At 72.0% G+C, this 21,381-nt stretch carries 13 protein-coding genes and 1 pseudogene; 3 read left to right on the top strand and 11 right to left on the bottom strand.

Going from position 1 to position 21,381, the window contains the following annotated elements; all coding sequences use genetic code 11:
- Positions 1 to 73: 73 nt before the first annotated feature.
- Positions 74 to 2,917 (top strand): glycoside hydrolase family 3 C-terminal domain-containing protein, encoded by a 2,844-nt coding sequence (locus tag ACGFZN_RS29875; protein WP_393861563.1) that lies wholly within the window; start codon positions 74 to 76, stop codon positions 2,915 to 2,917.
- 105 nt (positions 2,918 to 3,022) lie between these two features.
- Here ACGFZN_RS29875 and ACGFZN_RS29870 read toward each other — a convergent pair whose 3' ends face one another.
- From ACGFZN_RS29870 to ACGFZN_RS29855, 4 genes are all read right to left on the bottom strand, one after another.
- Positions 3,023 to 4,390 carry a S8 family serine peptidase gene (locus tag ACGFZN_RS29870; RefSeq protein WP_393861562.1) on the bottom strand — a complete coding sequence of 456 codons (1,368 nt, stop codon included), beginning with the start codon at positions 4,388 to 4,390 and terminating at the stop codon, positions 3,023 to 3,025.
- A 222-nt stretch (positions 4,391 to 4,612) separates the two neighbouring features.
- Positions 4,613 to 6,058, bottom strand: coding sequence for an aldehyde dehydrogenase family protein (locus ACGFZN_RS29865; RefSeq protein WP_393861561.1), 1,446 nt, complete (start codon positions 6,056 to 6,058; stop codon positions 4,613 to 4,615).
- A gap of 142 nt (positions 6,059 to 6,200) precedes the next feature.
- The gene (locus tag ACGFZN_RS29860; protein ID WP_393861560.1) at positions 6,201 to 7,853 is read right to left on the bottom strand and encodes a PucR family transcriptional regulator; all 1,653 of its coding nucleotides are present in this window, start codon (positions 7,851 to 7,853) and stop codon (positions 6,201 to 6,203) included.
- A 132-nt stretch (positions 7,854 to 7,985) separates the two neighbouring features.
- A complete protein-coding gene (locus ACGFZN_RS29855; RefSeq protein ID WP_393861559.1) occupies positions 7,986 to 10,496 on the bottom strand; it encodes an ATP/GTP-binding protein in 2,511 nt (836 codons plus the stop codon).
- A gap of 300 nt (positions 10,497 to 10,796) precedes the next feature.
- Between ACGFZN_RS29855 and gabT the strand changes: the two genes are divergently transcribed.
- Positions 10,797 to 12,131, top strand: coding sequence for a 4-aminobutyrate--2-oxoglutarate transaminase (gabT, locus tag ACGFZN_RS29850; RefSeq protein ID WP_393861558.1), 1,335 nt, complete (start codon positions 10,797 to 10,799; stop codon positions 12,129 to 12,131).
- Between the two features lie 450 nt (positions 12,132 to 12,581).
- A pseudogene (locus ACGFZN_RS29845) lies at positions 12,582 to 13,265 on the top strand (phosphatase PAP2 family protein); the annotation flags it as partial.
- Here ACGFZN_RS29845 and ACGFZN_RS29840 read toward each other — a convergent pair.
- The 7 genes from ACGFZN_RS29840 to ACGFZN_RS29810 all read right to left on the bottom strand — a co-directional run bounded on the left by ACGFZN_RS29840 (position 13,207) and on the right by ACGFZN_RS29810 (position 21,310).
- The gene (locus ACGFZN_RS29840) at positions 13,207 to 15,039 is read right to left on the bottom strand and encodes a chitinase (protein ID WP_393861557.1); all 1,833 of its coding nucleotides are present in this window, start codon (positions 15,037 to 15,039) and stop codon (positions 13,207 to 13,209) included. The pseudogene ACGFZN_RS29845 and the gene ACGFZN_RS29840 sit on opposite strands and share 59 nt — an antisense overlap.
- Positions 15,040 to 15,123: 84 nt before the next feature.
- On the bottom strand, positions 15,124 to 15,576 hold the full coding sequence (locus ACGFZN_RS29835; protein WP_393861556.1) for a hypothetical protein: 453 nt from the start codon (positions 15,574 to 15,576) through the stop codon (positions 15,124 to 15,126).
- Positions 15,577 to 15,702: 126 nt separating this feature from the next.
- The gene (locus ACGFZN_RS29830; RefSeq protein ID WP_393861555.1) at positions 15,703 to 17,133 is read right to left on the bottom strand and encodes an NAD(P)/FAD-dependent oxidoreductase; all 1,431 of its coding nucleotides are present in this window, start codon (positions 17,131 to 17,133) and stop codon (positions 15,703 to 15,705) included.
- A gap of 36 nt (positions 17,134 to 17,169) precedes the next feature.
- Positions 17,170 to 17,970, bottom strand: a complete 801-nt coding sequence (locus ACGFZN_RS29825; protein ID WP_393861554.1) for an ABC transporter permease — start codon at positions 17,968 to 17,970, stop codon at positions 17,170 to 17,172.
- A complete protein-coding gene (locus ACGFZN_RS29820; RefSeq protein ID WP_393861553.1) occupies positions 17,971 to 18,906 on the bottom strand; it encodes an ABC transporter permease in 936 nt (311 codons plus the stop codon).
- Positions 18,906 to 20,066, bottom strand: a complete 1,161-nt coding sequence (locus ACGFZN_RS29815; protein ID WP_393861552.1) for an ABC transporter ATP-binding protein — start codon at positions 20,064 to 20,066, stop codon at positions 18,906 to 18,908. Before ACGFZN_RS29815 ends, ACGFZN_RS29820 begins: the two co-directional genes overlap by 1 nt.
- A complete protein-coding gene (locus tag ACGFZN_RS29810; RefSeq protein WP_393861551.1) occupies positions 20,063 to 21,310 on the bottom strand; it encodes a PotD/PotF family extracellular solute-binding protein in 1,248 nt (415 codons plus the stop codon). Before ACGFZN_RS29810 ends, ACGFZN_RS29815 begins: the two co-directional genes overlap by 4 nt.
- Positions 21,311 to 21,381 lie beyond the last annotated feature (71 nt).

Below are 21,381 nucleotides of genomic sequence, written 5' to 3'. Positions count from 1 at the left end.
CCACCCCCGGCCCCCTGAGCATCGAAGCGCTTCGAAAGCGTCCTCGCCGCTCTCTCCGCAAGGGGCACCACTCGTGACCGTTGACCCACCCTCCACGCCGCCTTTCCGTGACGCGCGGCTGCCGTTCGCGAAGCGCATCGACGACCTTCTGTCGCGGCTCACCCTGGACGAGAAGATCTCCTTCCTGCACCAGTTCGCACCCGCCGTGGAACGCCTGGGCATCGCCGCCTTCCGCACCGGCCAGGAGGCCCTGCACGGCGTCGCCTGGATGGGTCCGGCGACGGTGTTCCCGCAGGCCGTGGGCCTCGGCGCGACCTGGAACCCGGAGCTGGTGCGCCGGGTCGGCGAGGCGGTGTCGAAGGAGGCGCGCGCGATGCGGGCCCGGGACGAGCGGGTCGGCCTGAACGTCTGGGCGCCGACGGTCAACCTGCTGCGGCATCCGCTGTGGGGCCGCAACGAGGAGGGCTACTCCGAGGACCCGCGGCTGACCTCGGCGATCGCCACGGCGTACACCCGGGGCCTGCGCGGCGAGCACCCGGTTTACTGGCGCACCGCCCCCGTCCTGAAGCACTGGCTCGCCCACAACAACGAGACGGACCGCGCCACCTGCTCCGTCTCCGTCCGCCCCCGCGTGCTGCACGAGTACGATCTGCGCGCCTTCAAGGGGGCGGTGCGGGCGGGCGCGGTGGCCGGGGTGATGCCGGCCTACAACCTGGTCAACGGGCGTCCCAACCACCTCTCCCCCTACCTGCGCGAGCACCTGCGCACCTGGACCGACGAGGAGCTGCTGGTCTGCTCGGACGCGGGCGCGCCCTCCAACCTGGTGGACGCCGAGCACTACTTCGCCACCCATGAGGAGGCCACCGCGGCCGCCCTGCTCGCCGGCGTGGACAGCTTCACCGACCACGGCACGGACTCCTCGCCGATCACCGGACGGCTCGAAAGGGCCTGCGCGCAGGGCCTGCTGACGGAGGGTGACATCGACACGGCCGTACGCCGCCAGCTCTCCGTCCGCTTCCGGCTGGGCGAGTTCGACCCGCACGAGGACCCGCACGCCGGCGCCGGCGCGTTCGACACCCCGGAGCACCGGGCGCTCGCCCAGGAGGCCGCCGAGCAGGCCGTCGTGCTGCTGAAGAACGACGGGGGCCTGCTGCCCCTGGCCGCCGGCGCCCGGATCGCGGTGGTCGGCCTGCTCGCCGACGAGTGCAAGCTCGACTGGTACAGCGGCAGCCTCCTGCACCGCTCCACTCCCCTGGAGGGCCTGTACGACCGGTTCGGCGCGGACCGCGTGGAGTTCGCGGAGGGCGTGGACCGGGTGCGGCTGCGCACCGCCGCCGGCGCCTTCCTGCACGTCCCCGCCTCGGACGCGCCGGAGGAGGTGCGCGGCGCGGAGGGCGCCCTGGACCCGGCGCTGCTCTCCGGCCGCACCGATCTGCCGCCCCTCGCCGTGGACCCCGTGGGCACCGAGTTCGCGCTGGTGGACTGGGGCGAGGGCGTGCTGACGCTGCGCGCGCCCGACGGCCGGTACCTCTCGGTCGCCGAAGACGGCCGGGTGCGCGCCGCCGCCGACCAGCCCGGCGGCTGGGTGGTCCAGGAGACCTTCCGCCTCGAACCGCACGGCACCGGTCACCTCCTCACGCACCTGGGGACGGGGCGTGCGGTCCGGGTCGCCGCCGACGGGGTGCGGGTCGCCGGGGACGGCGAGTCCGGCGACGTCTTCGAGGTGGTCGGCGTCGAGCGGGGTGAGGAGGCGGTGGCCCGGGCGGCGCGGCGGGCGGACGTCGTCGTGGTGGTCGCGGGCAACGACCCGCACATCAACGGCCGGGAGACCGAGGACCGTACGACCCTTCGGCTGCCCGCGCACCAGCAGCGGCTGCTGCGCGCGGCCCGCGCCGCCAACCCGCGCACGGTGCTGGTGCTGACCTCGTCGTACCCGTACGCGGTGGACGCGGCCGGGCTGCCGGCGGTGCTGTGGACGGCGCACGGCGGGCAGGCGGCGGGCACGGCGCTGGCCCGGGTCCTCGCCGGGGACGTCTCACCGGCCGGCCGCCTCCCGCAGACCTGGTACGCCTCCGACGCCGATCTGCCGGACCTGCTCGACTACGACGTGATCGGCAGCCGCCAGACGTATCTGTACTTCGAGGGCGCTCCGCTCTTCCCCTTCGGCCACGGGCTGTCGTACGCCTCCTTCGCCTACGACGGCCTCACGGCCGGAGTCGCGGAGGGCTCACTGCGCGTGTCCTGCGCGGTGACGAACACCGGGGACCGGGCGGCGGACGAGGTGGTGCAGGTCTACGGGCGGGCCGTGGAGCCCTCGGTGCCCCGCCCGCGCCGCGAGCTGCTGGCCCACCGCCGGATCGCCCTCGCGCCCGGCGAGACGGCCGCCGTCGCCTTCGAAGTCCCGCTTGCCGAGTTGGAGTTCTGGGACGTGGCGCAGGGCGGCCCGAGGCTGGAGGGCGGCCCCTACGACCTGCTGGTGGGGGCGTCCAGCGAGGACATCCGGCTGCGGACGACCGTGCACCTCGACGGCGCTCCCCCGGCGCCGCGCCCGGTGGTCCGGCGGGGCCTCGCGGCGGCCGACTTCGACGAGCAGTCCGGCGCCGCGATCGTGGACCGGACGAGGACGGCGGGCGACGCGGTGACGCCGGAGCACGGCAGGACGGCCGAACTGGTCTACCGCGCCTGCGACTTCGGCACGGGGACCGGCGAGGTGACGGCACAGGTGGCCGGCGAGGGCGTCCTGGAGGTGTCCCTGGACGGCGGCCCGGTGCTGGCCTCGCTCACCCAGGACGCCCCCACCGCCGGCGTGCACGCCTACACCGCCCTCAGCGCCGCCTTCCCCGCCGACGGCGTCCACGACGTCCGCCTCACGCTGCGCGGCCCGCTGCGGCTCGCGCACGTCGGCTTCTCCGGTTGAGGGTCCGGGGACGGCCGACGACACGAGGGGCCCGGCACCGTCAGACTGCGGTGCCGGGCCCTCCCGTGCGGTGGGCGGAGTTGTACTCAGCCTGGCCGCACTCCCTTAGCGGACGGGCTGCTTGGCCAGCGCCGGGACGAAGCGCAGGGCGTCCAGCGTGCCCACGCCCGTCGCCATGTCGTAGCCGTTGACGGCCTTGTAGCCCTTGACGCCCTCGTAGCTGTTGTCGGTGCCGTCGTTGACGTCGACGATGCCCGGGTTCTTCTGCTTCAGCAGCGTGTAGAGGGCGGTGTTGATGGTGCCCAGGCGGTGTCCGGCCGCCTGGTCGGCGAGCGCGACGATGCCCGCGAAGAGCGGGCTGGCCTCGCTGGTGCCGCCGGAGACGTCCCAGCCGGTGGCGCTCGGGTCGTAGCTGGAGTAGACCCAGGCGCCGCCGTTGACCGCGGCGGCCATCGAGATGTCCGGGGTGCCGCGGCGGGTGCCGACGGTCTTCTGCACGCCGTCCTGGAAGCCGGGACGGGTGAACACGTGGGACTGGCCGCCGCCGCTCGCGCCGTAGTCGTTGTAGACGCTGTCCGGCTTGACCCGCTGCCCCTTGTCGTTCAGGTGCAGCTGGGTGCCGCCGATGGAGGTGACCAACGGGTCCGACGACGGCCAGGAGTTGACGCGCTTGTTGTAGTACGTCTTGCCGTCCAGCTTCATGTCGGTGGCGCCGCCGTCGCCGGAGGACGCGAGCACCGTCACGTGCTTGCGGTGCGCGGCCTCGAAGGCGTAGCGCAGCTTCTTGATGCTGGAGAAGTCGCCCTTGTCGAATCCCGGGAACGTGTTCTCGGTGGCACCGAAGCTCTGGCTGACGACATCGCCGACACCGTGGTCGATCAGGTACTTCTCGGCGGACATCATCTCCGGCAGACCGGTGGTGCCCTCGGTCTCGGAGACCGCGGTCTCCACCAGGACGATCTTCGCGCCGGGCGCGACGGCGTGGGCCATCTCGACGTCCAGCGTGGTCTCGCCGGCCCAGCCGGCCATGTCCGCGTTCTTCGGGTCGAACTTCGGGACGTGACCCCACTTGACCACGTTGACCTTGGTGCTGGGCAGCCCGAACTGCTTGCTGTAGACGTCCAGGTCGTGCTGGACCGTCGGGGACCCGAAGGAGTCGACGATGACGATCGTGCGGCCCTTGCCCGTGATGCCCTTCTTGTACAGCGGGTTCAGGTCGTACGCGGTGCGGTACTGCAGCGGGTTGTAGCAGTTGATGTGCCACTTGGACTGGCACTGCGCGATGGGCAGCGGGCTGGCCACGCCCTGGACGAGGGTGTGCCCCTTGACGGCCGGCTGCGCGAAGGTGTGCGGCACGCCGGCGGGCGCGGCGCTGGTGGCGCCGGCCTGGGAGGTGGCCGCCAGTGCGGCGGCGACGAGCGCGGCGGTGGCTGCGGACGCCGCGACGCCGCGCCCGGTACGGGCTATGAGCATGTGTTCCCCTGACAGATCCGATACGTCCTGAGCCGGACGAAGTGGTCAGGCGCATCCCATCGGGTGAGTCATGGACAGAACAAGACGCAGGGGCACACTCTTGAACGGCCGATATCAAATCCTTTACCGGACAGCAGAAATGAGGCGAACGGGGGAAACGGAAACGGCCGCAGCCCCCGCACAGTGGGCTGCGGCCGTTCCGTCCGACCTGTCCGTGGCAGGTCAGAGCGCGAGACCGGTGAGAACCAGCACGCGCTCGTAGGTGTAGTCCTCCATCGCGAAGCGCACGCCTTCGCGGCCCACGCCGGACTGCTTGGCGCCGCCGTACGGCATCTGGTCGGCGCGGTAGGACGGCACGTCGCCGATCACCACGCCGCCGACCTCGAGGGCGCGGTGGGCGCGGAAGGCGACCTGCAGGTCGTGGGTGAACACGCCCGCCTGGAGGCCGTACTTGGAGTCGTTGACCGCGGCGAAGGCTTCCGCCTCGCCGTCCACCTTCTGCACGGTGAGGACCGGTCCGAAGACTTCCTCGCAGGCGACGGTGGTGTCCGCCGGTACGCCGGTGAGGACGGTCGGCGCGTAGGAGGCGCCGTCGCGGTCGCCACCGGTGAGCAGCGTGGCGCCGGCCTCGACGGCCTCCTTCACCCAGGACTCCACGCGCTTGGCGGCGTCCTCGCTGACCAGCGGGCCGACATCGGTCTTCGGGTCGGACGGGTCGCCGGTGACCTGGGCCTCGACGGCGGCGACGATGCGCGGCAGCAGGCGGTCGTACACCGAGGCGTCGGCGATCACGCGCTGCACGGAGATGCAGGACTGGCCGCCCTGGTAGTTGGAGAAGGTCGCGATGCGGGTCGCGGCCCAGTCCAGGTCCTCGTCGCTCGCGTAGTCGGCGAGGACGACGGCTGCGCCGTTGCCGCCCAGCTCGAGGGTGCAGTGCTTGCGCGGCACCGAGTCCATGATCGCGTAGCCGACCTTGTCGGAGCCGGTGAAGGAGATCACCGGCAGCCGCTCGTCCTGGACGAGGGCGGGCATGCGGTCGTTGGGCACCGGCAGGATGCTCCAGGAGCCGGCCGGCAGCTCGGTCTCGGCCAGCAGCTCGCCGAGGATCAGGCCGGACAGCGGGGTGGCCGGGGCGGGCTTGAGGATGATCGGCGCGCCGACGGCGATCGCCGGGGCGACCTTGTGGGCGCACAGGTTCAGCGGGAAGTTGAACGGCGCGATGCCGAGCACGACGCCCTTCGGGAAGCGCCGGGTGAGGGCCAGCCGGCCCTGGCCGCCGGCGTCGGTGTCGAGGCGCTGGGCCTCGCCGCCGTTGAACCGCCGTGCCTCCTCGGCGGCGAACCGGAACACCGAGACGGCGCGGCCGACCTCGCCGCGGGCCCACTTGACGGGCTTGCCGTTCTCGGCGGAGATCAGCTGGGCGATCTCCTCCGCGCGCTCGGCCAGCCGCCTGCTGACGTGGTCCAGGGCGGCGGCGCGCACGTGCGCCGGGGTGGCGGCGAACTCGTCCCGCACCGCGTACGCGGCGGTCACGGCCTCCTCGACCTGGGCGTCGGACGGCACGCTGACCGTGCCGACGAGCCGGCCGTCCCACGGGGAGGTGACGTCGAAGGTGTCCTCGCCGGTGACCTGGCGGCCGGCGAGCCAGAAGGCGTGGGTGGAAGTCATAGGTGAGTCCCGGCCCTTCCGCGTTGGAGGTGTGCTTGGCTTGCGTGGTCCACGGTAGGGCGGGGACGGCCGGGGGTCGTTTGTCCGAGTCGTAGCAGTGCGCGGACCGCCCACTACTGTTTGGACTACTGGACTCCTCGTCCTACTCCGTGCTGGTCGCCTTGAGCGCGAGCCACAGCTCCATCCGCACGTCCGGGTCGTCCAGGGACCGGCCCAGGATCTCCTCCACCCGCCGCATCCGGTAGCGCAGCGTGTGCCGGTGCACGCCCAGGTCCGCGGCGGCCGCGTCCCACTGCCCGTGCCGGGACAGCCACGCCCGCAGCGAGGCGACGAGATCGCCGCGCCCGGTCGCGTCGTGCTCGTGCAACGCCCGCAGCAGCCCGTCCGCGAACGCCTTCACCGCGTCGTCGGCCAGCAGCGGCAGCACCGACCCCGCGGCCAGCTGCTCGTGCTCCACCAGGACCCGCCCGCGGCGCCGCGCCACCGACAGCGCCTGCTCGGCCTGCTTGTAGGCCGCGGCGGCGGCGATCGGCCCGGCCGGCGCGGACAGCCCGACGACCAGTTCCTCGTCGTCGGCCCCGGTCTGCTCGGGCACGGCCCGGGCCGCCTCCAGATCCGCCGCGTACCGCGTGCAGGCGGCCACCGCCGCGCCCCCGTCGGCGGCCAGCACCACCAGCCGCTCGCCCTCGGGCACGACCAGGACGGCCTCGCCGGAGCGCGCGGCGGCGGACTCCACGCTCTCCGTCAGCGCGCCGAGCGGATCCCCGCCCGCGTCGGCGCCGGTGCGCCCGGCGCCGCCCGGGGTGCGCGCGTGTCCCTGGGCGTCGGCGTGCGCCCGGGCGGCAGGGCCGGACACCACCTCGGCGACGATCACCCGGAACGGCGCGTCGAGCAGTCCGCCGTACAGGTCGCCGGCGACGGCGCGGGCGTGGTCGGGCTCCCCGGCGAGGAGCATGCGCAGCACCGCCGTGCCGATGCGCTGTTCGGCCGCGTGCAGGGAGCGGGAGCGTTCGGTGGTGAGGGTGAGCAGGGCGATGGCGGAGTGCACGGCGTAGCGCTCGGCGGTGCCGAGGGGCGCGGCGGTGCCGACGGCGAGCGCGGCGCGCGGGCGCCGGCCCGTGCCCAGGGAGTGCAGCTCGACCCGGTCCTCGTGGTCGGGGCCGCCGACGACGGAGGAGGCGGGCGCCGGGCGCTCCCGCAGCCGCTCGACGTCCGCCGTCAGCCGGGCGGCACGCCGGCCGGCCCACTCGGGCGCGGCCGCGACGACGGCGCCGGAGGCGTCGTACAGCGCGGCCCATCCGTCGACCTGGGCCGCGAGCGCCCCGAGCAGGCCCTCGGGACCGGCGCCCAGGGCCTGCTTGGTCAGCTCGCGCTGGGCGGCGAAGCCCGCGGTCACGGCCCGGTACTGGTCGGCGGCGATCGCGGCGGAGACGGCCTTGCTGATGGCGAGGAAGGGGGTGCGGCGGGGCACCTCCAGCAGGGGCAGCCCCTCCTCCGCGCAGGCCTCGACCAGCGCGGCGGGGGTCTGCTCGTAGTTGACCCCCACGGCGAACCCGAGCCCGACGACACCCGCGCCGGCCAGCCGCTTCACGTACCGCCGCATGGCCTCGCGGTCCTCCGCGTCCAGCTTCAGCGCGGTGATCAGCAGCAGCTCGCCGCCCTCCATGTACGGCACGGGGTCGGCCAGCTCGCTGACGTGCGCCCAGCGCACGGGCACGTCGAGACGGTCCTCGCCCGCGCGCACGGTCAGCCTCAGCGCGGAGTGGTGGACGAGCGAGGCGAGGGTCAGGGGCATGGGGCCTTCACGGTGAGGGGTGATTCCGTCGGCCGGGGCCGGGGCGCCCGGCCGACCGAACCGATTCTTTGGCCGCGGCGTATGAACGGCCTTCCTCGATTCTGCCTCACCGTACGATCCCGCGCCGCCCCCTCACCCCCGCAGATCCACCAGCAACGGCGGCGCGTGCTCCCCGCGCACACTCGTCAACGACACCACCGCATGCCCCGCCGGCACCCCATGAGCCAACTCGGACGCCGACCACCGCTCCCGCTCCACCTGACGGACGGTGACGGCTTCCGTCGTCACGGCCTTGCCGGTCACCAGCTTGCGCAGGGCGTGGATGGCGCGTGTCATCGGCTGGTCGGCGAAGACGGTGTGCCGGGCCACGTCGCGGGTCTCCACCCACTGGGTGCCCCAGGCCTCGGCGAACCTGCCGCCGTCCCATGTGGTCACCCCGGAGAACGCCATGTGGCAGCCCACGGCCGCGTACAGCGGTCCGTGCAGCGTCTCGGGAACATCGCCCACCGTCCGCAGGGCGAGCACCACGCCCGCGTTGTGGGACCGCAGGCGCTGGATGCGGCGGACGGAGTCGTTCGTCACCGCTCCGGTGGCATCGTCCAGGACCATGCAGGCGAAGTGGGACCGCTCGCCCGCCGACGCCACGGAACAGAAATGGGCGAGGAGCAGCCGGGTGACGATCCGGGACGCCTCTTCGTGGCCACGAGCGGGCAGGTCGATGCGGACGCGCAGCGGATGGTGGGCGACGGCGCGCAGCGAGAACGGCCGGGCGCTGCCGCCGTCCCCGCCGAAGAACTCGGCGAACGCGGGGCGGTCGAGCAGGGCGAGCCTGTCGGCCAGGACCGGGCCGGGATCGCCGGCACTCCCGGCCTGCCGGGCACGCGCGTCGAGTTCGCGGCGCATCGCGGCGTGCTCGTCGCCGGCGAGCGCGCCGCGCAGCGCGGACAGGGCCGAGGACTCGCCTTCCAGGAGTTCCCGCAGCGCGGACAGGGTCGGGAAACGTCCGTAGGCCGCCTGGTAGGGGCCGAGGAGCTGGGCGAGCGCGGTGACCGCCCGCTGGCCGCTCACGGTGTCCAGATCACCGGCCAGCCCCTCCGCCAGGAAGGCAGCGGCCTCGTCGGGGTCGTCGGAGTCCGCGTAGGGGTCGAGGTCGTGCACGGACGCCGGGTCGCCGAGGCGTACGACGACGTCGTAGCCGGAGTCGGGTCCGAGCGGGGTGCCGGCCGCGCACACCGCGACGACGGCGCACTGACCGGCGAGGGCCTGCAGACCGAGCGACTCGACGACGGGCCGGATCAGGTGGCGTGTCTTGCCGGAGCCCGAAGGTCCCACCGCCAGCAGCGAGGTCCCCAGGGTGTCCGGTGCGAGAGCCGCCCCGGCGCCGGCGTAGGTGAGGGGGGTGCGCTCCCCTGCCGCCCACTGCCCGATGCGGACCTGCCTGACGAGCAGATCGTGCCGGGCGGCCCGGCCGGGCAGATCGCGGTCGCCGGAGGGGTGGGTCCAGGCGGCGCCGCCCTCGCGCAGCACGGTGTCGGCGAAGGAGGACAGCCGGGCCCGGGCACGTGCCACGGCCCACATGTGGCCGACCCTGGCGCAGTCCACGTCGTTCATCCGGCCGGCCTCCACCTCGGCGGAGAGCACGTCCGCGGCCTGGTGCTGACCGGCCTCGCGCAGTTCCGGCCACTGCGACGGGCGCCGCTCGACCGCCGGCCGCGCGGCCTCGGCGGTCCCGGCCCGGGCTCGCGCGGCCAGCGCCTCCTTGGCGAGCGGCCACCAGCCGCCGATCCGCGCGAAGGGCCACAGCACCAGCAGCGTGATGAGCGTGTACAGCCCGTCCGTCAGCGTCTTCGACGCGAACACGCCGTAGTCACCGCCGTTGATCAGGACGATCAGGGAGAACAGCGGATCCTGGACGGGCAGGGCGTCCCAGCCCAGGCCGAACCAGCTCGGGAAGACGAAGGCCAGCGCGATCAGCGCGCCGAGAGCGGCCATGAGGGCGCGGGCGGGCTGCTCGCGGCGGGTGACGACGTGCCGGATGATGTCGGACCAGCTGCCCAGGCGCGCCATGACGTAGACGAGGATGGCGAAGAAGACCCCGTCGGCGACCGTCTTGACCTCGGCGCCCTGGTAGCCCTTCGCCGATGTGGTGCCGGGCCACCACCAGTCCGCGGGGGTGAGCAGCTTCAGGATGGTCCACTGATAGGGAAGACCGCCGTGCCGCCACAGTGACCACAGCAGCAGCCCCGCGGCGAGGGGGACGGCGAAACCGACGACGGTGACGGGCGCCAGGCGTTGTCCTTGGGATGCCGCCTTCGGCCTGCGGTAGCCGAGGCGCCAGATGCCGGGCTCGACGGCCGGACGCGGCTCGTCGAGCCAGTCGGCGACCGGCGAGCGGGAATGCGACGGCTGAGTGGCGTGCCCGGACGGGGCGGCCGGTGGCGGCACGTCCGGCGCCCGCGACGGCCGTGGCGGCACGGCGCGGGCGCCGTACGGCGCTCCCGCTCCGTCGTACGGTGTCGCGGCTCCCTGGTGGGGCGTCGCGGGGCCGTTCGGGGGTGCCGGGGGCACGTCCGTCGGCTCCGCCGGCCGCGGCACAGGGTGCGCATGCGTGCCCCGCGCGTCCTGCGTCCCGTCGCTGTCCATTGCTCCTGCCCCCTGACCAGCCGCTCCGTCCACCATCAGCGAGTCAATCTAATGCCCTGGCAAGGGGAGTTCAGCGATTGCGCGGTCGGCGCGTGGTGAGATGCGAGCGCCCCGCCACGTCTCTCTTCCGATACCTCTATGTCCACTCCGGACAACCGCCACCCCCGAAGACGCCCACATGGAGCATGCCCACCCCCCGTGGCCGGCCCTAGCCTGCGAAGAAAGACTGGTATGCGGCCGAAAACATCACCGCCCGGAATCCCGGGACCGCCCGGTACGCAAGATCTTCAGGGAGCCCTCATGAGCGCACTTCCGCAGGAGCGCCGCGTCGTCACCGCCATCCCCGGCCCGAAGTCGCAGGAGCTGCAGGCCCGCCGTACCGCCGCGGTCGCGCAGGGCGTGGGCTCCACGCTGCCGGTGTTCGTCACCCGCGCCGGTGGCGGTGTCATCGAGGACGTCGACGGCAACAGCCTCATCGACTTCGGGTCCGGTATCGCCGTGACCTCCGTCGGCGCCTCCGCCGAGGCCGTCGTACGCCGTGCCTCCGCCCAGCTCGCCGACTTCACCCACACCTGTTTCATGGTCACCCCGTACGAGGGGTACGTCGCGGTCGCCGAGGCGCTGGCCGAGCTGACCCCGGGTGACCACGCCAAGAAGTCGGCGCTGTTCAACTCCGGCGCCGAGGCCGTCGAGAACGCCGTGAAGATCGCGCGTGCCTACACCAAGCGGCAGGCCGTGGTGGTGTTCGACCACGGGTACCACGGGCGCACCAACCTCACGATGGCGCTGACGGCGAAGAACATGCCGTACAAGCACGGCTTCGGGCCGTTCGCGCCCGAGGTGTACCGGGTGCCGGTGGCCTACGGCTACCGCTGGCCGACCGGCGCCGAGAACGCCGGTCCCGAGGCCGCCGCGCAGGCCATCGACCAGATGACCAAGCAGGTCGGCCCGGACAACATCGCCGCGATCATCATCGAGCCGGTGCTGGGCGAGGGCGGCTTCATCGAGCCCGCGAAGGGCTTCCTGCCGGCCATCCGGCAGTTCGCCGCCGACAACGGCATCGTGTTCGTCGCGGACGAGATCCAGAGCGGCTTCTGCCGGACCGGTCAGTGGTTCGCCTGCGAGGACGAGGGCATCGTCCCGGACCTGATCACCACCGCGAAGGGCATCGCCGGCGGCCTTCCGCTCGCCGCCGTCACCGGCCGCGCCGAGATCATGGACGCCGCGCACGCCGGCGGGCTGGGCGGCACCTACGGCGGCAACCCGGTGGCGTGCGCCGGTGCGCTCGGCGCCATCGAGACCATGAAGGAGCTGGACCTCAACGGCAAGGCCAAGCGCATCGAGGAGATCATGAAGGGTCGCCTCACCGCCATGGCCGAGAAGTTCGACGTCATCGGCGACGTGCGCGGGCGCGGCGCGATGATCGCCATCGAGCTGGTGAAGGACCGTACGACGAAGGAGCCGAACCCGGAGGCCACCGCCGCGCTCGCCAAGGCCTGCCACGCCGAGGGCCTGCTGGTCCTCACCTGCGGCACCTACGGCAACGTGCTGCGCTTCCTGCCCCCGCTGGTGATCGGCGAGGACCTGCTGAACGAGGGCCTCGACATCATCGAGCAGGCCTTCGCGGGCATCTGAGCACCGCCGGGCGGGCGTTCGACGCCCATCTGGGCGAGCGCTCTTTCCTCTGACGTGCGCCTGCGGCAGGCCGTGTGAAGAACGTGTGCGAGGTGGATGACGGGACCCGATTCCGTCTGCCCAAGCGGCCCGGCCTGCCGTAGGTTCTACCCAGATGAGAGATACACCCCGCCCACAGGGGACTGTGGGCGATTTCGGGCCGAGGCCTCCCCAGCTTCGACCTGGTCGTGCCCTCGCGCACACAACCGGCGCCTGACGGCTCCGGGATCTCCTCACCGATCGGACGGTCGCCGCCCCAAACCCCCCGGGGCGAGCGACGTTCCGGTCCGGACGGCCGCCTCGGAACCACCCCCCCTGTTCCGGGGCGGCCGACCTCCTTCTTCTCTCCCTTCCTCCCCTTCCTCCTCGGGGCAGTGCGGCAGACCGTATGTCGTCCGCCCGCCGGGCCGAATGTCTGACAAGCTGGACGCCGTGTCCCGTGCAGTCCGCCTCGTCCCGCTCCTCTGCGCCCCGGCCGTGTTCTTCGCCCTGATCACCTGGCAGGTCGTGGCGCACGGCCCGCTGCTGGGTCTGGACGCCCGCCTCAGCCGGTCCCTGGTCCATCCGGACCGCTTCGGCGGGGCCCTGTCCGATCTGGGCAACATCGAGGTCGCCGTCCCGGTCCTCGTCGCGGCCGTGGGCTACGTCCTGTGGCGGGGGCGCGCCGCCGGCACGCACCGGTGGTGGCTGCCGCCGCTGGCCGCGGCCGTGCTGATGGCCCTGGTCCCGGCGATCGTCGTACCGCTGAAGGACTGGACCGCACGGCCGGGGACCCCCGTGGTGCCCCCGGCCGTCGGCTATTTCCCCTCCGGGCACACGGCCACGGCGGCCGTCGCCTACGGCTCGGCGACCCTGATCCTGCTGCCCTGGCTCCGGTCGGCCCTCGCCCGCCGGCTGCTGGTGGCCGGCTGCGCGGTGCTGGTCCTCGGGGTGTCGTACGGCCTGGTCCGGCACGGCTGGCACTGGCCGCTGGACGTGGTGGCCAGCTGGTGCCTGTCCACCGTGCTGCTGACCGCCCTGTCCCTGGTGACGGGGCTCAGCCGAAGTACGCGTCGAACGTCTTCTGGAACTCCCAGCCCGAGTAGCGGTCCCAGTTCACCGACCACGTCATCAGACCGCGCAGTGCGGGCCAGGTCCCGTGGGTCGCGTACGAGCCGCAGTTCGTCCTCCGTGTGAGGCAGTCCAGCGTCTTGGTGACCTCGGTGGGCGCCACATAGCCGTTGCCCGCGTTCGTGGACGCCGGCATGCCGATGGCGACCTGGTCGGGGCGCAGCGGCGGGAAGACGTTGCCGGGGTCGCCGGCGACCGGGAAGCCGGTGAGCAGCATGTCGGTCATGGCGATGTGGAAGTCGGCGCCGCCCATGGAGTGGTACTGGTTGTCCAGGCCCATGATCGGCCCGGAGTTGTAGTCCTGGACGTGCAGGAGCGTGAGGTCGTCGCGCAGGGCGTAGATGACCGGGAGGTACGCCCCGCAGCGCGGGTCCTGGCCGCCCCACTTGCCGGTGCCGTAGTACTGGTAGCCCATCTGCACGAAGAAGGTCTCCGGGGCCATCGTGAGCACGAAGCCGGAGCCGTATCTCGCCTTCAGGGTCTTCAGCGCCGAGACGAGGTTGACGATCGCCGGCGTGGTCGGGTTCTTGAAGTCCGTGTCGTTGGTGTCGAGGGACAGGGAGTGGCCCTCGAAGTCGATGTCGAGGCCGTCGAGGCCGTAGGTGTCGATGATGTCCGAGACCGAGGAGACGAAGGCGTCCCGGGCAGCGGTCGTGGTGAGCTGGACCTGGCCGTTCTGGCCGCCGATCGAGATCAGCACCTTCTTGCCGGCCGCCTGCTTGGCCTTGATCGCGGCCTTGAAGTCGGCGTCGCTCTCGGCGTTCGGGCACTCGGTGACCGGGCAGCGGTCGAAGTGGATGTCCCCGGAGGTGGGCGAGGTGGGCTCGCCGAAGGCGAGGTCGATCACGTCCCAGCTGTCGGGTACGTCGGCGAGGGGGGTGTATCCGGAGCCGTTGGCGAAGCTCGCGTGCAGGTAGCCGACGAGGGCGTGGGCGGGCAGGCCGGCGGAGCCGCCGCCGGTTCCGGTGCCGGCGGCGGTCGTGGCGGCCACCACCGCGGACTTCGCGGACTCGCCGGCGGCGTTGCTCGCGGTGACCTGGAAGCCGTAGGCGGTCGACGCGGACAGCCCGGTCACGGTGGCCGAGGTGCCGGTCACCGTCTGGGTCCTGGTCCCGTCGCGGTAGACGGTGTAGCCGGTGGCGCCGGTGACCGGCGACCAGGCGAGGGTGACGGAGGACGAGGTGACGGCGGTGGTCTTCAGGCCGGTGGGCGCGGCGGGCGGCTGCTCGGCGCCGCTGCCGCCCGGGCCGGTCAGGGAGATGTCGTCGGCGTGGTAGGCCCCGGTGCCGTACCAGCCGTGGGTGTAGAGGGTGACCTCGGTGGTGGCGGCGCCGGTGGTGAAGGTGGTGGTCAGCCGCTGCCAGTCGGAGGTGGACGGGGTCCAGGCGGAGACGTCGGTGGTGCCGGTGCCGTTCACGCCGAGGTAGACGTAGGCGCCGCGGACGTAGCCGGACAGGGTGTACTGCGCGCCGGGCCGGACGGTCACCGTCTGCGCGCACTGGGCGTCGTCGCTGCCGGCCGGGGTCGCCTGGAGCGCGGAACCCCCGCTGTGCACGGGCGAGTTCACGGTGGTACCGGCGGTGCAGGTCCAGCCGGTCAGGCCGGACTCGAAGCCGCCGTTCGTCACGAGGTCCGCGTCGGCCGCACGGGCGGCCGACGACAGTGCGGTGATCCCGGGCACGGCCAGCAGGGCGGCCGTGAGCAGGGCGAGGACGAGTCTGGCGCGTCGTGCGCGCGGGGCGCGCGGGGTGCGGTCCACAAGGGCCTCCGGTGGTGGGGGAGTTGGAGGGTGGAGCGCACACAACTTGGTCCAGACCAATCCTGTTGTCAAGGCTTCCGGACGCTACCCGTCCCCGCCCCCGGCCAGCCGCGCCGCCGCCTCGTGCATCGCCAGCTCCAGCAGCGCGGGGTCGGTCACCGCGCCCGAGCCGTCCGGCGGCACCAGCCAGCGCACGTCCCGGGTCGCGCGCGCCGGGTGCGGTACGACGATCCAGGTGCCGGCGCCCGCGGTGCGCACTCCGGTGCCGACCCAGCGGGCCGCGGTGCCGGGCGGCACGAAGAACCCGACCCGGTGGTCGCCGAAGTCGACGAGCACCGGGCCGGGCCGGTCGAGGACGCGGGTGAGCACGTCCAGGGTCGGATAGCCGAGGTCGCCCGGCAGGATCAGCACGTCCCAGGCCCGGCCGGCGGGCAGCAGCGTGACCCCGAGGGGGTTGCGCTCCCATTCCCAGCGGCACGCCTCAGGGTCCGGCGCGACGGATGCCAGCCACTCGACGGCCGTCTTCGCCCCAGTCATGCGCAAGGCCTCCCTGTTCTCGTCCCGACCGTCCGGTGCGGTCGCCTCAGGAGGAGAGAGGGAGGCCTTCGGTGGGCATTACGCGGATTCCCACCCTTTATAGAGTGACCTGAATCACATTTCTGCTCAGCTGTCGAAGCCGAGGCCCAGCCGGTCCAGCGTCCGCAGCCACAGGTTCCTGCGGCCGCCGTGCGCGTCCGCGCGGGCCAGCGACCACTTGGTGAGCGCGATGCCGGTCCAGGCGAACGGCTCGGGCGGGAACGGCAGCGGCTTCGTGCGGACCATCTCCAGCTCCGTCCGCTGGGTGCGCTCCCCGCTCAGCAGGTCCAGCATCACGTCCGCCCCGAAGCGGGTCGCGCCCACGCCGAGCCCGGTGTACCCGGCCGCGTACGCGACCCGGCCCTGGTGCGCGGTGCCGAAGAACGCCGAGAAACGCGAGCAGGTGTCGATCGCGCCGCCCCAGGCGTGCGTGAAGCGGACGCCCTCCAGCTGCGGGAAGCAGGTGAAGAAGTGGCCCGCGAGCTTGGCGTACGTCTCGGGCCGGTCGTCGTACTCGGCGCGCACCCGGCCGCCGTAGTGGTGGATCGCGTCGTAGCCGCCCCACAGGACGCGGTTGTCGGCGGACAGCCGGAAGTAGTGGAACTGGTTGGCGCTGTCGCCGAGCCCCTGTCTGTTCTTCCAGCCGATCGAGGCCAGCTGGTCCGCGCTGAGCGGCTCGGTCATCAGCGCGTAGTCGTAGACCGGCACGGTGTAGGAGCGCACCCGGCGCAGCAGGTTCGGGAAGACGTTGGTGGCCAGGGCCACCTGGCGGGCGCGGACCGCGCCGTACGGGGTGCGTACGGCCATTCCCGCGCCGTACGGCTTCAGGGTGAGCGCGGGCGTGTGCTCGTACACCCGCACCCCCAGCTTCAGGCACGCCTTCTTCAGGCCCCAGGCCAGCTTGGCCGGGTGCAGCATCGCCACGCCCTCGCGGTCCCACAGACCGGCCTGGAACGTCGGCGAGTTCACCTGCTCGCGCACCGCGTCGGCGTCCAGGAACTCGATGCCGTCCGCGAGGCCCTTGTCCCGCAGCTCCTCGTGCCAGTCGCGCAGTTCCCGGGCCTGGTAGGGCTCGGTGGCGACGTCGATCTCGCCGGTGCGCTCGAAGTCGCAGTCGATGCCGTGCCGGGCGAGGGCGGCCTCGATCTCGTCGAGGTTGCGCCGCCCCAGCTCCTCGAGCCGGTGGATCTCGTCCGGCCAGCGGGTCAGGCCGTTGGCCAGGCCGTGGGTGAGGGAGGCGGCGCAGAAGCCGCCGTTGCGGCCGGAGGCGGCCCAGCCCGCCTCGCGGCCTTCCAGCAGGACCACGTCCCGTCGCGGATCGCGCTCCTTCGCGTTCAGCGCGGTCCACAGCCCGCTGTAGCCGCCGCCGACGACCAGCAGGTCGCAGGTGTCGGTGCCGGTGAGGGCGGGCTCGGGGCGGGGCTTGCCGGGGTCTTCCAGCCAGTACGGGACCGGCCGGGCTTCGGAGAGAGAGGCGATCCAGGTGTCTGTGCCACGGCTCATGGCGCTCGGGGCCATGATTTCAACTCCCTACAGAGGACTGCTGGCGAAGGCCTATGCCTTCTGGCTGGTGCGGCGGTTGGTGACGAGCATCGAGAACAGCGTGATGAGGACGGCGACGAGGAACATCGCCGTACCGATCACGTTGATCTGCACGGGCGTGCCGCGCTGCGCCGAACCCCACACGAACATCGGGAAGGTGACGGTCGAGCCGGCGTTGAAGTTCGTGATGATGAAGTCGTCGAAGGACAGCGCGAACGACAGCAGCGCGCCCGCGGCGATGCCCGGCGCCGCGATGGGCAGGGTGACCCGCAGGAAGGTCTGCGCCGGGCCGGCGTACAGGTCCCGGGCGGCCTCCTCCAGGCGCGGGTCCATCGACATCACGCGCGCCTTGACCGCGGTGACGACGAAGCTGAGGCAGAACATGATGTGGGCGATGAGGATCGTCCAGAAACCGAGCTGCGCGCCCATGTTGAGGAACAGGGTGAGCAGCGAGGCCGCCATGACGACCTCGGGCATGGCCATCGGCAGGAAGATCAGCGAGTTGACGGCGCCGCGGGCGCGGAAGCGGTAGCGGACCAGCGCGAAGGCGATCATCGTGCCGAGGACGGTGGCGCCGATCGTCGCCCAGACGGCGATCTGGAGGCTGACGGACAGCGAGCCGCACATGTCGGCGACGCCGCACGGCTTCTTCCAGGCGTCCACGGAGAACTGCTGCCACTCGTAGTTGAAGCGCCCCTTCGGCTTGTTGAAGGAGAACACGGTGACGATGACGTTGGGCAGCAGCAGGTAGGCGAGCGTCAGGAGTCCCGCGATGACGACGAGATGGCGCTTGAGCCAGGTGACGAAGGGCATTTAGACCAGATCCTCCGTCCCGGACCGGCGGATGTAGAGGGTGACCATGGCCAGGATGGCGGCCATGAGGATGAAGGACAGGGCGGCGGCCGTCGGGTAGTCGAGGATCCGCAGGAACTGCGTCTGGATGACGTTGCCGATCATGCGGGTGTCGGTGGAGCCGAGGAGTTCGGCGTTGACGTAGTCGCCGGCCGCCGGGATGAAGGTCAGCAGCGTGCCGGAGACCACGCCCGGCATCGACAGCGGGAAGGTGACCTTGCGGAAGGTGGTCCAGGGCCTGGCGTACAGGTCGCCGGCCGCCTCGTGCAGCCGCGGGTCGATCCGCTCCAGCGAGGTGTACAGCGGAAGGATCATGAACGGCAGGAAGTTGTACGTCAGTCCGCACACCACCGCGAGCGGGGTGGCGAGGACGCGGTCGCCGGCCGTCCAGCCGAGCCAGCCGGTGAGGTCCAGGATGTGCAGCGAGTTCAGCACGTGCACGACCGGGCCGTTGTCGGCGAGGATCGTCTTCCAGGCCAGGGTGCGGATCAGGAAGCTGGTGAAGAACGGCGCGATCACCAGGATCATGATCAGGTTCCGCCAGCGGCCCGCGCGGAACGCGATCAGATACGCCAGCGGGTAGCCCAGCAGCAGGCACAGGACCGTGGCGGCCGCCGCGTAGAACACCGACCGCAGGAACTGCGGCCAGTACTCGGACAGGGCGTCCCAGTAGGTCGCGACGTGCCAGGTGACCTTGTAGCCCTCCTCCAGCGAGCCCGTCTGCACGGACGTGGAGGCCTGGTAGATCATCGGCAGCGCGAAGAAGACGAGCAGCCACAGGATGCCGGGCAGCAGCAGCCAGTACGGCGTGAACCTGCCGCGTTTGCGCGGGGGCCTGGTCTTCGGTGCGGTGGGCGCGAGCGGTGGGGGCGCCTCGGCTTCGGTGAGCGTCGACATCAGACGGCCGCCTCTTCCTCGGTGCCGGCGTCGATGTCCTGTGCCGCGTCGAGGCCGAAGGTGTGCGCAGGGCTCCAGTGCAGGACGACGTCGGCGCCGGGCACCAGCCGGCCGTCGCGCTCGACGTTCTGCACGTACACCGACAGCTCGTCGCAGGCCGGGCTGTCGATGACGTACTGCGTGGAGACGCCGATGAAGCTGGCGTCGGCGATCTTCCCGGTGAGCCGGTTGCGTCCCTCGGGTATCTCCCCCGCGTCGTCGGCGTGCGTGAGGGAGATCTTCTCCGGGCGGATGCCGACCAGCACCTTGCCGCCGGCCGCCGTGGGCGCCGAACACCGCGCCTTCGGCAGCACCAGCTTGCCGCCGGCCGCCTTCAGGACGAGGTCGTCGCCGCTGCTGGTGTCGACCTCGGCCTCGATGAGGTTGGAGGTGCCGAGGAAGTTCGCGACGAAGGTCGTGTTCGGGTTCTCGTACAGGTCGGTGGGTGAGCCGAGTTGCTCGACGCGGCCCGCGTTCATCACGGCGACCGTGTCGGCCATCGTCATGGCCTCCTCCTGGTCGTGCGTGACGTGGACGAAGGTGATGCCGACCTCGGTCTGGATCCGCTTGAGCTCCAGCTGCATCTGCCGGCGCAGCTTCAGGTCGAGGGCGCCGAGCGGCTCGTCGAGGAGGAGCACCTTCGGGTGGTTGATCAGCGCCCGGGCGACGGCCACGCGCTGCTGCTGGCCGCCGGAGAGCTGGTGCGGCTTCTTGCGCGCCTGCTCGCCGAGCTGGACCAGCTCCAGCATCTCCTCGACCTGCTTCTTCACGCTCTTGATGCCGCGCCGGCGCAGGCCGAAGGCGACGTTCTCGAAGACGTCGAGGTGCGGGAAGAGGGCGTAGGACTGGAAGACCGTGTTCACCGGCCGCTTGTACGGCGGCAGATGGGTGACGTCCTGGTCGCCGAGGTGCACGGTGCCGCCGGTCGGCTCCTCCAGGCCGGCGATCATGCGCAGGGTGGTGGTCTTGCCGCAGCCGGAGGCGCCGAGCAGGGCGAAGAAGGAGCCCTGCGGCACGGTCAGGTCCAGCGGGTGCACGGCGGTGAAGCCGTTGTCGTAGGTCTTGGAGATACCGGAGAGGCGGACGTCGCCGCTGTTGTCTGGTGTCGTCATCGTCGTCACGCCCCTGTGAGCTTCGAGAACTTCTGCTGGTAGGCGGTCTCTTCCTTCTGCGTCAGCGCGCGGAAGGAATGGGACTTCGCCTGCATGGCCTTGTCGGGAACGATCAGCGGGTTGCTCGCCGCGTTCTTGTCGATCTTCGCGAGGTAGGGCTCCACTCCCGCGACGGGGCTCACGTAGTTGACGTACGCGGCCAGCTCGGCGGCCGGCTCGGGCTGGTAGTAGAAGTCGATGAGCCGCTCGGCGTTCGTCTTGTGACGCGCCCTGTTGGGGATCATCATGTTGTCGGTCGAGGTCATGTAGCCGCTGTCGGGGATGATGTAGCCGACGTTCGGGTTGTCCGCCTGGAGCTGGACGATGTCGCCGCCCCAGGCGACGCAGGCGGCGATGTCGCCCTTGGTGAGGTCGGACGTGTAGTCGTTGCCGGTGAAGCGGCGGATCTGCCCCTTGTCGACGGCCTTCTGGAGGCGGGCGACCACCGCGTCGAAGTCGTCGTCGGTGAACTTCGCCGGGTCCTTGCCCATGTCGAGCATGGTCATGCCGATGGTGTCGCGCATCTCGGTCAGGAAGCTGACGCGTCCCTTGAGCTTCGGGTTGTCCAGCAGGTCGGAGACCGACTTCACCTCGATGCCGTCGAGCGCCTTCTTGTTGTAGGCGACGACGGTCGACACACCCTGCCAGGGGTAGGAGTAGGCGCGGCCGGGGTCCCAGTCGGGGGCGCGGAACTGGTCCGAGAGGTTGGCGAAGGCGTGCGGCAGGTTGGAGGCGTCGAGCTTCTGCACGTACCCGAGGCGGATCATCCGGGCGGCCAGCCAGTCGGTGAGGACGATCAGGTCGCGGCCGGTGTCGTGGCCGGCGGCCAGCTCCGGCTGGATCTTGCCGAAGAACTCGTCGTTGTCGTTGATGTCCTCGGTGTACTTGACCTGGATGCCGGTCTGCCGGGCGAACGCGTCGAGCGTGGGGTGCCGTTTGGTCTTGTCGTCCACGTCGACGTACTCGGGCCAGTTGGAGAAGTTGACGACCTTCTCCTTGGCCGAGTGGTCGTCGGCGGACACGCCGCCCTGCGTCTTGTCCGCCGCGGGGATGCCGCAGGCGCTCAGCGCCCCGAGGCCGCCTGCCGTGAGCGCGCCGCCCGCGGAGGCGCGCAGCAGCGAGCGGCGGGTGAGCGCGGCCCGGCCGGTGCGGAGGCTGCGCCGTATGGCGGCGACTTCGACCGGGTTGAGGCGGTCGGGCTCGTAACTCTCCATGCGCGTGGTGCCCTTTCGGGAGGGTTGGGTGGTCGGCCTGGTCGTGGGCCGGAACGTCACACCCGGCGGCA

Source organism: Streptomyces sp. NPDC048192 (genome assembly GCF_043202415.1).
Classification (GTDB): Bacteria; Actinomycetota; Actinomycetes; order Streptomycetales; family Streptomycetaceae; genus Streptomyces.
Note: the sequence above shows the minus strand (reverse complement) of the source record. Positions and strands in the feature narration are given on the sequence as shown.

Bases quoted from the DNA above. Each gene is read 5' to 3' on its own strand.
- ACGFZN_RS29870 (WP_393861562.1), bottom strand. From the start codon at position 4,390: ATGCTCATAGCCCGTACCGGGCGCGGCGTCGCGGCGTCCGCAGCCACC.
- ACGFZN_RS29865 (WP_393861561.1), bottom strand. From the start codon at position 6,058: ATGACTTCCACCCACGCCTTCTGGCTCGCCGGCCGCCAGGTCACCGGC.
- ACGFZN_RS29860 (WP_393861560.1), bottom strand. From the start codon at position 7,853: ATGCCCCTGACCCTCGCCTCGCTCGTCCACCACTCCGCGCTGAGGCTG.
- ACGFZN_RS29855 (WP_393861559.1), bottom strand. From the start codon at position 10,496: ATGGACAGCGACGGGACGCAGGACGCGCGGGGCACGCATGCGCACCCT.
- gabT (WP_393861558.1), top strand. From the start codon at position 10,797: ATGAGCGCACTTCCGCAGGAGCGCCGCGTCGTCACCGCCATCCCCGGC.
- ACGFZN_RS29835 (WP_393861556.1), bottom strand. From the start codon at position 15,576: ATGACTGGGGCGAAGACGGCCGTCGAGTGGCTGGCATCCGTCGCGCCG.
- ACGFZN_RS29830 (WP_393861555.1), bottom strand. From the start codon at position 17,133: ATGGCCCCGAGCGCCATGAGCCGTGGCACAGACACCTGGATCGCCTCT.
- ACGFZN_RS29825 (WP_393861554.1), bottom strand. From the start codon at position 17,970: ATGCCCTTCGTCACCTGGCTCAAGCGCCATCTCGTCGTCATCGCGGGA.
- ACGFZN_RS29820 (WP_393861553.1), bottom strand. From the start codon at position 18,906: ATGTCGACGCTCACCGAAGCCGAGGCGCCCCCACCGCTCGCGCCCACC.
- ACGFZN_RS29810 (WP_393861551.1), bottom strand. From the start codon at position 21,310: ATGGAGAGTTACGAGCCCGACCGCCTCAACCCGGTCGAAGTCGCCGCC.